We start from the raw sequence: 12423 nt of genomic DNA, 5'->3' as shown, positions 1-12423 counted from the left end.
GGTTTTCTTTTGCCCGAAATCTACGTCTGGCTGTCGCCTTCGTCCGGATCGTCGGTGTCTGGCTCATCGGTGGTCGAGTCGTCATCGTCGGCGCTGCCACCCTGGCCCTGATCGCCCGGCTCGGACTCGGACTTGGCCAGCAGCAGCGCGCTGTGCCCCACCTGCCCGCTGGAGGCCTGGGTATCGTGATCCTCGCACTCGGCCCAGGCCGTCGCGGTGCCGAGGGACAGCATCACCATCACTTTCAACAGCAGCAAAACGCGTAGCAACCTGTTTTTCATAGCCGAGTCCATCCTGTTCCGGGTGAGAAATTCATGCTGACCTGACGCTGATTGAAATCTAGTTCCGATCCGCCGGGTTCACCAGATAGGACGCTAACCACTGCCCGGAAATGCCATGGGTGGACAGACCGCTTTCGAATAACCCCCATAACCGGATCAGCTAAAGCTTTTTTGAAGTCCGAATCCGGGTTGCCTGATAAATCAGCGGCACTGACAGCAAGGCCAGCACGGCACTCGCCAGCCAGACACTGTGGCCGCCGAACTGCCCATAGAGCTGCCCACCCAGCACCGGCGACAAGAGCGAACTCGCACTCCAGGCCATGAAGAACAGTCCGAAGTAGCGACCGCTTTTTCCGGTTTGCGCATGCTGCATCACCAGCACGTTCAAGGGTGGCATGAACAACGCCTCCCCCAGCGTCCAGATGACGGTCGAAAGGCAGGCATAAAACAACCCGGAACCCAGCGGCAACATGCCGAGCCCGACCGCCAGCAGTACACAACCGGCGATCAACGGCCGACGCGCGCCCCAGCGTTCCCCCCAGTGCGACATGGGAATCTGCAGCGCCACCACCAGAATCGCATTGATCGCGAACTGCCAGCCGATGGCCTCGGTACTCAAGCGGTAATAGTCGCGAAGGTAGTTGCCCAAAGTGCTGTAGACCGTGTCGAACGCCATGCCAAGAAGGACGGTCGCCGCCAGCAGCCAGAGGAATGGTTTGTCGCGATAGGGCAGGCCCGAACCCGACTGCACCTGTGGCGCCTCGTCAGCGATCAGCACCGGCCGGCGCCAGGTTGTGCGGACGAACCAGAGCAGCGCCAGCAGCGTGAGCCCGGCGCTGATGAAAAACACCCAGCGAAAATCCACTTGTGCCAGAACACCGCCCGCCACACCGGCAGCGGCCATCCCGAGGTTCCGGGCAATGCGACTCAACGCTTGCGCCCGTGGGCGCTGCGCAACCTCGCAATACTCCATGATCAGACGCTGATGCAGGGTACGGATCGCCCCATCGAGCGTACCGCTGAGCAACAGCAGCCCGGCCAGTAACGGCACTTGCGTGACCAGCCCCAGCAACACCAGAACCCACGCAGAGACAAAGAACAGCGCCGCCGTCAGTCGCGCCGTGCGGACATGGTCACTGAGCCACCCGCCGAACATCGAGCCGATCAGCAGACCACCGCCATATGCCGACAGCAGCCAGCCGACGGTTTCGATCGCCAGCCCCAGCTCTTGGCGCAAGTACAACGCCATGAACAGCTTGACCATGCTGCTCAGGCGATTGATGAACAGCAGCGCCGCCAGCACCCAGGCCATCAGGCTGAAATAGCCATTGGGCCGAAGCAGATGAGCGAGCCTCCCTGTCATTCGATTGCTCCCTTGTTGATCGACCAAACGCACTGCGCCCGACTTGAATGAGTTCGCATACTTGATCAACACGCAAAAAAAAGCCCACTGTTTTATCAGTGGGCTTTCGGGTGTCGCCAATCAGCGCTTAGTGATGCTCACGGGTCGCACGGAATTTCACGTCCGGCCAGCGCTCTTCCATCAGGGCCAGGTTGACGCGGGTCGGTGCGAGGTAGGTCAGGTGACCGCCGCCGTCCAGTGCCAGGTTTTCCACCGCCTTGTTGGAGAATTCCTCGAGCTTCTTCTTGTCGCTGCATTCGATCCAGCGCGCGGAGTACACGGTGATCGGCTCGTAGGAGCACTCGACCTTGTATTCCTCTTTCAGGCGGCTGGCGACCACATCGAACTGCAGCACACCGACGGCGCCGAGGATGATGTCGTTGCTGCGTTCCGGGAAGAACACCTGGGTCGCGCCTTCTTCGGCCAGTTGTTGCAGGCCCTGGCGTAGTTGCTTGGATTTCAGCGGATCGCGCAGGCGTACGCGGCGGAACAGTTCCGGGGCGAAGTGCGGGATACCGGTGAAGCCCAGGGTTTCGCCTTCGCTGAAGGTGTCGCCGATCTGGATCGTGCCGTGGTTGTGCAGACCGATGATGTCGCCGGCGTACGCCTCTTCCAGCTGTTCACGCTCGGAGGAGAAGAACGTCAGGGCGTCGCCGATGCGCACGTCCTTGCCGGTACGCACGTGGCGCATCTTCATGCCTTTCTCGTACTTGCCGGAGCAGATACGCATGAAGGCGATGCGGTCGCGGTGTTTCGGGTCCATGTTCGCCTGGATCTTGAAGATGAAGCCCGAGAACTTCTCTTCCACCGGCTCCACGGTGCGCTCGTTGGCCACACGTGGCAGCGGACGCGGGGCCCAGTCAACCACGGCGTCGAGTACGTGGTCGACACCGAAGTTGCCCAGTGCGGTACCGAAGAACACCGGGGTCAGTTGACCGTCGATGAACTCCTGCTGGTTGAACTCGTGGCAGGCGCCCTGCACCAGTTCCAGCTGCTCGAGGAAACGATCGTACTCGTCGCCCAGATGCGCGCGGGCTTCGTCGGAATCGAGCTTCTCGATGATCTTGGTTTCGGTGCGTTCGTGACCGTGACCGGCGGTGTAGACAATGATGTAGTCGTCGGCCAGGTGGTACACGCCCTTGAAGTCACGGTAGCAACCGATCGGCCAGGTGATCGGCGCAGCCTTGATCTTCAGAACGGCTTCGATTTCGTCGAGCAGTTCGATCGGGTCGCGGATGTCACGGTCGAGTTTGTTGATGAAGCTGACGATCGGCGTATCACGCAGACGGCAGACGTCCATCAGCGCGATGGTACGTGGCTCGACACCTTTACCGCCGTCGAGAACCATCAATGCCGAGTCCACCGCCGTCAGGGTGCGGTAGGTGTCTTCGGAGAAGTCTTCGTGGCCCGGGGTGTCGAGCAGGTTGATCATGTGTTCGCGATACGGGAACTGCATGACCGACGTGGTGATCGAGATGCCCCGCTGCTTTTCCATCTCCATCCAGTCGGATGTCGCGTGGCGGTCGGATTTACGGGATTTCACCGTACCGGCCACGGCAATCGCCTTGCCCATCAGCAAGAGCTTTTCGGTGATGGTCGTTTTACCGGCATCGGGGTGGGAAATAATGGCGAAAGTGCGGCGTTTCGCGACTTCGGCGGCCTGTCTGGTCATGGGAAATCGCCTGGCGGTGATTCAAAAAAGGGCGGCGATTATAGCCCAACTCGATTCAATAACCGAACCGTTGAGCACATTAAGGGTGGCCAAATGCTGCCTCAGATGGGAACCTTTTAAAGCACGGAGACGTCCATCCCCTGTTACGACAATTCGTCAGGGGCTGAAAAATCAGCAAGTTAGCCTGACGAGGCTGCGCTCATGGCTCGCTTTCGGACCGCTTTTGCCGGGCTGAAAAAAAGCTGCTTCTCGCGAACGACTCTCCCGGCAGCCAAGGCTTGGCAGGTGGCCGGGGTGGTCAATTTTGTTGGCTCAAATTTGGATGCCAGCAGTTCATAGCCAAGGCGCTGTGACGAGTCATAGCTCGCTATGGCGAGGAACAGCAACGCAGGATATGAACTTCTGGCGCCGAAGTTGGGCTAACAAAATTGACCACCCCGGCCACTGAACACGGGACTGCGTTCGCCGACTAAAAAAAGGAGTCCGCCTGTGGCTATCCGCTATGGCAAAGGGCTGATGGGAGGTGCGGTGGTGATCGCGCTCCTGGCCCTGCTGGTCCACTGGATCGGCATCAACACGATCGAACACTACCGCGACGATTTGTTGTTTTACCTGCAAGCTCATCTGATTCTTGTCCTCGCTTCAATGCTGGCCGCCCTGGTTGTGGGCATCCCCGCCGGTATCTTCCTGAGCCGCCCGACCATGGTCGGCCGCGCCGAACGCTTCATGCAAATCTTCAACATCGGCAACACCGTGCCTCCGCTGGCCGTGCTGGCGATTGCCCTGGGGATTCTCGGCATCGGCAGCGGCCCGGCGATCTTCGCTTTGTTCCTCGCCTCGCTTTTGCCGATTGTGCGCAACACCTACGAAGGCCTGAAAAACGTCCAGGGCTCGCTGAAAGAGGCCGCCGTCGGGATCGGCATGACGCCGCGCCAGGTGCTGTGGAAAGTCGAGTTGCCCAACGCCGTGCCGATCATCGTCGGCGGCGTGCGGGTGGCGCTGGCGATCAACGTCGGTACCGCGCCGCTGGCCTTCCTGATCGGCGCCAACAGCCTCGGCAGCCTGATTTTCCCCGGCATCGCCCTGAACAATCAGCCGCAACTGCTGCTCGGCGCCGCGTGCACCGCGCTGCTGGCCCTGCTGCTCGATGGCGTGGTCACCCTCGCCAGCCGTCTCTGGCTGGAACGCGGTTTGCGCCCGTCTTAAGGCTTCGGCAAAGGAATATTCATGAAACGACTTAGCTTGATCTTAGGCTGCGCCCTGCTGTTCGCAGGATTGGCCCAGGCGGCGGAAAAGCCGCTCATTCGCCTCGGAGCCCGGGTGTTCACCGAGCAGACCCTGCTCGCGGAAATCACCGCCCAATACCTGCGCAGCAAAGGCTACGACGCGCAGATCACCGGTGGTCTGGGCAGCAACCTGGCCCGCAGCGCTCACGAAAGCGGGCAACTGGACATGCTCTGGGAATACACCGGCGTGTCGCTTGTGGCCTACAACCATGTCACCGAAAAACTCGACAGCGAACAGTCCTACGCCCGGGTGAAAGAACTCGACGCGAAAAAAGGCCTGGTCTGGCTCACGCCGTCAAAATTCAGCAACACCTACGCCCTCGCCCTGCCGAAAAAAGTAGCCGAGCAATACCCGCAGATCCACAACATCAGCCAGTTGAACGACGTGTTGAAGGCTGAAGCCAAGACCAATCACCTGGTGGCGCTGGACACCGAGTTCGCCAACCGCTCCGACGGTCTGGACGGCATGGTCAAGCTCTACGACATGAACCTGACCCGCCAGAACATCCGGCAGATGGACGCGGGGCTGGTCTACACCGCGCTGCGCAACGGTCAGGTGTTTGCCGGTCTGGTCTACACCACCGACGGTCGCCTCAACGCGTTCGGGCTGAAGCTGCTGGAAGACGACAAGCATTATTTCCCGGACTACACAGCCGCGCCGGTGGTACGTCAGGCCTACCTCGATGCCCACCCGAAACTGGCGGAGCAACTCAAACCGCTGGCCGAACTGTTCGACGACGAAACCATGCGCCAGCTCAACGCGCGGGTCGACGTCGATCACGAGAGTCCGTCGAAAGTCGCTGCCGATTTCCTGCGCCAGCACCCACTGAACTAAAGGAGGAAAAGTCATGGAATTTTTGAACGCCTTTTCCCACCTCGACTGGCAGCAGGTGATGCACCTGACCTGGCAGCACATCACCCTGGTCGGCATCGCCGTCAGCCTGGCGATTCTCATCGGCGTGCCGCTGGGCATCCTGATGACCCGCTTCCCGAGCCTCGCAGGTCCCTTGCAGGCCAGCGCCACGGTGCTGCTGACCGTGCCGTCGATTGCGCTGTTCGGCCTGCTGCTGCCGTTCTATTCGAAATTCGGCCAGGGCCTCGGCCCGATGCCGGCGATCACCGCCGTGTTCCTTTATTCACTGCTGCCGATCATGCGCAACACCTACCTCGCCCTGACCGGTGTCGAACCGGGCATTCGTGAAGCCGCGCGCGGCATCGGCATGACCTTCGGCCAGCGCCTGCGCATGGTCGAGTTGCCGATCGCAGTGCCGGTGATCCTCGCCGGCGTACGCACCGCCGTGGTGATGAACATCGGCGTGATGACCATCGCCGCGACCATCGGCGCCGGCGGCCTGGGTGTGCTGATCCTCGCCTCCATCAGCCGCAGCGACATGTCGATGCTCATCGTCGGCGCGCTGCTGGTCAGTCTTCTGGCGATCTTCGCCGACCTCATTTTGCAGTGGCTGCAACGTTCGCTGACTCCAAAAGGACTCCTCAAATGATCGAACTTCAAAACCTCAGCAAGACCTTCCAAAGCAACGGCAAAGATGTGAAAGCCGTGGACTCGGTAAGCCTGACCGTCAATGAAGGCGAAATCTGTGTGTTCCTCGGGCCATCGGGTTGCGGCAAAAGCACCACGCTGAAAATGATCAACCGCCTGATCAAGCCGACCTCGGGCAAGATCCTGATCAACGGCGAAGACACCACCGACCTCGACGAAGTGACCCTGCGCCGCAACATCGGCTACGTGATCCAGCAGATCGGTCTGTTCCCGAACATGACCATCGAAGAGAACATCGTCGTCGTGCCGAAACTGCTCGGCTGGGACAAACAGAAATGCCACGACCGCGCCCGCGAACTGATGAGCATGATCAAGCTTGAACCCAAGCAATACCTGCATCGTTACCCGCGTGAACTGTCCGGCGGCCAGCAGCAACGGATCGGCGTGATCCGCGCACTGGCGGCGGATGCCCCCCTGTTGCTGATGGACGAGCCGTTCGGCGCAGTCGACCCGATCAACCGCGAGATGATCCAGAACGAGTTCTTCGAGATGCAGCGCGCGCTGAACAAGACCGTGATCATGGTCAGCCACGACATCGACGAAGCGATCAAGCTCGGTGACAAGATCGCGATCTTCCGCGCCGGCAAACTGTTGCAGATCGACCACCCGGACACCCTGCTGGCGCATCCGGCAGACGACTTTGTCAGCAACTTCGTCGGTCAGGACAGCACCCTCAAACGCCTGCTGCTGGTGAAAGCCGAAGACGCGGCGGACAACGCACCATCGGTGAGTCCGGAAACCCCGGTGGCCGATGCGCTGGAGTTGATGGACGAGCATGACCGTCGCTACGTGGTCGTCACCTGTGCCGAGAACAAGGCACTGGGTTATGTGCGCCGCCGTGATCTGCATCGTCAGACCGGTACCTGTGCGCAATTCCTCCGCGAGTTCAACGCCACGGCGGCGTACGACGAGCATTTGCGCATCCTGTTGTCGCGCATGTACGAGTTCAATCGGGCCTGGTTGCCGGTGATGGATGCCGAGCGAGTGTTCCTCGGCGAGGTTACCCAGGAGTCGATTGCGGCGTACCTGAGTTCGGGTCGTTCGCGCGGAATGAAGACCAATATTGTGTCGCCGGCGGAAGCGGTGGCCTGATCAAAAGCAAAAGGGCTGCTCGACAGCCCTTTTTTTCGACCGCCGGAACCTGAAAGCCGTGATTTTTTTGCCGACGATGAGCCGGCAAGAAATATCAACACGCAAGAAGGCTGACCCCGTCCGCGAATGTCAGCCTTGACCGGCAACTTCCCCCTCATTTCCCCTTCTCGCCGCCAACGTCGCCGATGTTGAAGTGATCGTACTTATCCATGACTTGGCGCGCATCAGCTTCGAACGTGCAGGTATTTTTAACACCTGAAAATTATTGCGGAACATCTGACCGTCATCTCGGTCGGCTACAAAGAGTGATATCCGCGACGCACGTCAGAAGCGTGCAGAAACGCGACATTTTTAGTTGATCTCAGACCCCTCACGCCCTAAAGTTCGCGCCGAACGTCCATGCTGGAAACGATCCATCCGGCTCAAGTACTGACGACGAGACAGCAAGGCCAAGGGCAGCGACCCATGGCCTTTTTGCTTTCGGCGACATGCCTTGGGAAGTAGGCGAACCAAAGTGGGGATACGGAGGACGTTCATTTGCACCCATTGATTAACGACGTTTGCCACTAGGAGTCCCAAGTATGTCGATCCAGGTCGAAGACTATTTCGCGCGCGAAACCTTTCAGAAAATGAAGGCGTTCGCCGACAAACAGGAAACCCCTTTCGTGGTGATCGACACCGCGATGATCGCCCAGGCCTACGATGACCTGCGCGCCGGTTTCGAATTCGCCAAGGTCTACTACGCGGTCAAGGCCAACCCGGCCGTCGAGATCATCGACCTGCTCAAAGAGAAAGGCTCGAGCTTCGACATCGCCTCGATCTATGAGCTGGACAAAGTGCTGAGCCGTGGCGTCAGCCCGGACCAGATCAGCTACGGCAACACCATCAAGAAGTCCAAGGACATTCGCTACTTCTACGAGAAGGGTGTGCGTCTGTTCGCCACCGACTCGGAAGCCGACCTGCGCAACATCGCCAAGGCTGCACCGGGCGCCAAAGTCTATGTGCGCATCCTGACTGAAGGCTCGACCACGGCCGACTGGCCACTGTCGCGCAAGTTCGGCTGCCAGACCGACATGGCCATGGACCTGCTGATCCTCGCTCGCGACCTGGGCCTGGTGCCGTACGGCATCTCGTTCCACGTCGGTTCGCAACAGCGCGACATCAGCGTCTGGGACGCCGCGATCGCCAAGGTCAAAGTGATCTTCGAACGCCTGAAAGAAGAAGACGGCATCCACCTGAAGCTGATCAACATGGGCGGTGGCTTCCCGGCCAACTACATCACCCGCACCAACAGCCTGGAAACCTACGCCGAAGAAATCATCCGCTTCCTGAAGGAAGACTTCGGTGATGACCTGCCGGAAATCATTCTGGAACCAGGCCGTTCGCTGATCGCCAACGCCGGCATCCTGGTCAGCGAAGTGGTGCTGGTTGCGCGTAAATCCCGCACCGCCGTCGAGCGTTGGGTTTATACCGATGTGGGCAAGTTCTCGGGCCTGATCGAAACCATGGACGAGGCGATCAAGTTCCCGATCTGGACCGAGAAGAAAGGCGAGATGGAAGAAGTCGTGATCGCCGGCCCGACCTGCGACAGCGCCGACATCATGTACGAAAACTACAAATACGGCCTGCCGCTGAACCTGGCGATCGGTGATCGTCTGTACTGGCTGTCGACCGGTGCATACACCACCAGTTACAGCGCCGTAGAGTTCAACGGCTTCCCGCCGCTGAAATCGTTCTACGTGTAAGCGACGCTTCAACTGAAAAGGCCCATGCATGGGCCTTTTTTATTTACGCAACCAGATCTCAAGATGATTGAGCATCGTCATGAATTCATCGGCGCCCTCTTGTGTAGCGGCCAGCTGGAAATTCAACTCGCCGAGTTTCGACGCACGCTCTGCCCTCAATAAGTCATAGAACAGCATGTCGATGCGCAACCCCGTTTCCTCGAGAAACACGCTGATGTGCGAACTCACGGAAGCCGATCCGTTAAACAACCCGGCAATATCAGCTTTGTATTCTGCAGCTCTGACGAGCGGATCCGCTGACGAATAAGCCACGTCCCAAACCGGCGTCGTGCGCGCTTCACGAAACAACTCCTCAACCACTACGGGCTGGCTATGGCACTGGCACGAGCGGTGATCCATCGCCTTGCCAAACACCGTTTTGAGACCGAATGACTCGTCATGCACCTCGGACATGGTGTATCTCAGTTGGCGTATCGCTGCCCTCAGCGAGGAAAAACGGAGCGCCAGTTCGTGAACGAGGTCCGAGACATCGGTGGGGGGAAACAACTTCCAGGTCGGCGACCTGGATAAGCTGTACAACTTGAAATCCACCTGACTGAGAGGCTCGTTCCTTGAGGTGTTCCGGGTGATTTCCAGCGTCTCGGCAGTGAACGCAGCAAGATCCGCGACGTAAGTACTGCACAGCCGCCGAGCCTCTTCGGTGCGCTGCCAGAACTCCTGCAAGTAGCGTGCATTGAAGCTGGCGTTGTTCAAACGTGAATCACTGGCCAGTACCGCCAGTTGATGACCGCTGGCCCTTCGGCGCTCAAACACCAAAGGAATGTTGTTGAAGGTGGACTGAAGAGAACCGAGGAAACTCGTGTATCGATCCAGCACGCGTCGTTGCTCTGGGGAGAACTCATAGGCAAGTGTTTTCATGAGTGACAGGGAAGCGGTGGACATGTTGCCCACCGCCTCGACTCCTTACTGCTGAAGCGTTTTCAGATACTGCCTGACGTCGGCAATCCGGGTGAGTGCGGCAGCCGTCCGCTGCTCGGCAGGCTGCGACTTGTCCTGTTGGAAGTCTCGGGCGAAGGACTCGAATACAGCCACCAGATTCGAATACTCATTCACGTAACTCCAACGCTCTTCGTCCAGTTGGTCGAGGACTTGCACCAGGTGAATCTTTCCATCGATCTGTTCAATATCCTTGATGTGCTTCTTCAACTGCGCCCTTACATCAGCCGCTTTTTCCTTGAGCTGGTTGTAACCCGCCAGCATGTTCAGATAGGAAATAGCCTCGCCGATACCCGCGATCATTTTTTTCAAGGTATCAATCGCAAACAATGCAATCTGGACCTGCGGCGGCGCCAGCCCCAGGGCTTTCAAGTTATCCAGCGTCAACTGGGCTTCCTGACCAATCTTCTCCACCCCGGCTTTCGCGATCAGATCGAGCGCTTCAGACACTGATTTCATTTGCTTTTCGAAATCGGCGATTTTCTCTTCCGACTTGACCTTCAATGCTTCCGTGAATGCCCGATCCCGCAGCAACGTCACGATCCATTGCGCCGAAGCCGATCGGTCATAGGCGGCACTCAAGCTGCTGTGCGTCATCTTGAAATCGTCCGCATGCTCGGAGATTTTCATCGACACATTCTTGAGCGCAATTTCCATTTCCTCGCGAATTTCATCTGCGTCTTCCGGGTAGTAGGTCAACTCGGTCTGAGCCGTCTTCAGTTTGCTCTGTGCACGCTCCAGATTGATCCCTGTCGTCTGGGCCTGATTACGAAGTTCAAATGTGGCTTTCTGGATAGCCACCGTCAGACCATTCATTGTGCGGACAGTACCCGGCAGATAATTAAACTGCTCACCGAGCATTTGCGCTGTGACATTACTTGTTTGAACGGCCGCAGCGTGAGCACGTAAAGCAGCGACATCAAAACCCGAAACGGCTGGATGATTACTTGACGACAACATGATTGTTTTACTCCTGAAGACTGAAAAGTTGTTTCCATACTCTTTATCTGCCGCAGCAAAGACGCCCAACAGCTGATCGGAACTCACCTTTATCTGCTCCCACGGTTCAATAATTCCGAGAATCTGGTTCTTGAACTTCCTCAGGGAAGTTGCTTCCTGAAGCAGATCAACTTCTTTGACAGAGGCATTGATATAGGTGCTCAGCGCATTCCAGACCAGCATCAGGTTTTGCGTGGCGACTTCAGCTTCAATCGCCACATAACTCAGGTTTTGCAAATCATCGCGCACTTTGTTCAGGGAACTCAGCGTCTGGTTTTTGCTGGCCATTACCTGGTTGGAGGCCTGTTGCTCTGCCTTCAACCGGTTTCGCTCCTTGCGGATCTTTTCAGCCTTGACGCCCTGATAGATGCCGAGGATCAACCCCCCGATATTCAATGTAGCTGCCGACCCGATCGCTTCCCGAACCAGCTGATCATATTGCTTGTTCAGTTCATCGATTTCTTTCGAGCGCTGATCGATTTCGCCCTGTAGCGCCTGGATATCAGTCTGATAGGTATTGCGAGATACAAACTCCAGCCGCAGCTTGATTTCCGGCAGCACGATCTCACGCATGTCTGTGCCAAAACTGTCGAGTTCTGATCTGACATGCTCGGCCTTCGTGTGACACTGCATGACTTTGGCCAGCATGTCATTGAGATAGGCCTTGATTTCCGGAACATCACCGGACGGCAAGCCCAGATCAGGAAGACCCGGAATCGTGCGTTTCAGCTCCAGATACTCTTGCGGCGTATTGATATCGTATTCCTCCAGATACCTGGAGGCTTTCAGGTCCTCGTAGATTTCTACGATGCCTTTACCCGTGCGAATTATGCTGCCGGCAAAAATCTTCAGATCAGTACCGGTGAGCATGATTTTTTCACGCAGCGGGGACCAGCGTTTCGCATGATCGTAGGTGCAGGTGAAAGTGCGCAGGAAGTCTGTTGCCTTGAGACCGGTGCCTCCTTCATCCCCGGCGCCGTAGTTCAGATACGCAACGACGTCAGCGAGCCGAACGGGAAGCGACAGCCCCAGCACCTCATACTTGCGCAGGCTGATAATCTGCTCTTTGGTTAATTGAATACCGGTTTCCCGATTGTATTCTTCACCCTCGCCGAGCGAGGCACTTACAAACAACAGAGGCGCCTTTGCGGCGACCTCGACAATCTTGTCGTCCATCTTGAATTCCATAAGAGACTCCTTGTCTTCTTCGGATATTTAATAAAATCATTTTAGAAACGACATCATCGCTTAACTCACTTCAACTTGAGCGCCGACATCGCAAAGCAACCTTAGGACAGCAAGACAACAATCAACAAGCATTCAAATATTAGCAATCAAGACAAATAAGCCAATCACCCGAATACTTATCCGAAGACAGCCATATCAACT

Annotated in this window: 10 protein-coding genes; 5 read left to right on the top strand and 5 right to left on the bottom strand. The window is 57.6% G+C overall.

Annotated elements, in window-relative coordinates; genetic code table 11:
- Positions 1–20: 20 nt before the first annotated feature.
- The 3 genes from KJY40_RS05200 to KJY40_RS05190 form a co-directional block, all read right to left on the bottom strand.
- Complete coding sequence (locus KJY40_RS05200; RefSeq protein WP_230735411.1) at positions 21–281, bottom strand: hypothetical protein; 261 nt, start codon at positions 279–281, stop codon at positions 21–23.
- 160 nt (positions 282–441) lie between these two features.
- Entirely contained in the window at positions 442–1644 is a 1203-nt protein-coding gene (locus tag KJY40_RS05195; protein ID WP_230735409.1) for an MFS transporter, read from the bottom strand.
- 127 nt (positions 1645–1771) lie between these two features.
- Positions 1772–3355: a peptide chain release factor 3 gene (locus KJY40_RS05190; RefSeq protein WP_085608055.1), complete on the bottom strand. Its 1584-nt coding sequence runs from the start codon at positions 3353–3355 to the stop codon at positions 1772–1774.
- Positions 3356–3871: 516 nt separating this feature from the next.
- On the opposite strand from KJY40_RS05190, the gene KJY40_RS05185 reads away from it, so the two are divergent.
- The 5 genes from KJY40_RS05185 to KJY40_RS05165 all read left to right on the top strand — a co-directional run bounded on the left by KJY40_RS05185 (position 3872) and on the right by KJY40_RS05165 (position 9039).
- Positions 3872–4561, top strand: a complete 690-nt coding sequence (locus KJY40_RS05185) for an ABC transporter permease (protein ID WP_172667905.1) — start codon at positions 3872–3874, stop codon at positions 4559–4561.
- Between the two features lie 21 nt (positions 4562–4582).
- On the top strand, positions 4583–5476 hold the full coding sequence (locus KJY40_RS05180) for a glycine betaine ABC transporter substrate-binding protein (protein ID WP_230735407.1): 894 nt from the start codon (positions 4583–4585) through the stop codon (positions 5474–5476).
- 13 nt (positions 5477–5489) lie between these two features.
- On the top strand, positions 5490–6143 hold the full coding sequence (locus KJY40_RS05175; RefSeq protein ID WP_007953690.1) for an ABC transporter permease: 654 nt from the start codon (positions 5490–5492) through the stop codon (positions 6141–6143).
- On the top strand, positions 6140–7294 hold the full coding sequence (locus KJY40_RS05170; protein WP_085685646.1) for an osmoprotectant ABC transporter ATP-binding protein OsmV: 1155 nt from the start codon (positions 6140–6142) through the stop codon (positions 7292–7294). The genes KJY40_RS05175 and KJY40_RS05170 overlap by 4 nt, the downstream gene beginning before the upstream one ends.
- A 581-nt stretch (positions 7295–7875) precedes the next feature.
- Entirely contained in the window at positions 7876–9039 is a 1164-nt protein-coding gene (locus tag KJY40_RS05165) for a type III PLP-dependent enzyme (RefSeq protein ID WP_039769212.1), read from the top strand.
- Positions 9040–9078: 39 nt separating this feature from the next.
- On the opposite strand, the gene KJY40_RS05160 is transcribed toward KJY40_RS05165, so the two are convergent.
- Together KJY40_RS05160 and KJY40_RS05155 are read right to left on the bottom strand one after the other, a co-directional pair.
- Positions 9079–9981 (bottom strand): hypothetical protein, encoded by a 903-nt coding sequence (locus tag KJY40_RS05160; RefSeq protein WP_230735405.1) that lies wholly within the window; start codon positions 9979–9981, stop codon positions 9079–9081.
- Between the two features lie 21 nt (positions 9982–10002).
- Positions 10003–12222, bottom strand: coding sequence for an alpha-xenorhabdolysin family binary toxin subunit A (locus tag KJY40_RS05155; protein WP_230735403.1), 2220 nt, complete (start codon positions 12220–12222; stop codon positions 10003–10005).
- Between the last annotated feature and the right edge of the window lie 201 nt (positions 12223–12423).

Source organism: Pseudomonas fitomaticsae, from assembly GCF_021018765.1.
Lineage (GTDB): Bacteria > Pseudomonadota > Gammaproteobacteria > Pseudomonadales > Pseudomonadaceae > Aquipseudomonas > Aquipseudomonas fitomaticsae.
Note: the sequence above shows the minus strand (reverse complement) of the source record. Positions and strands in the feature narration are given on the sequence as shown.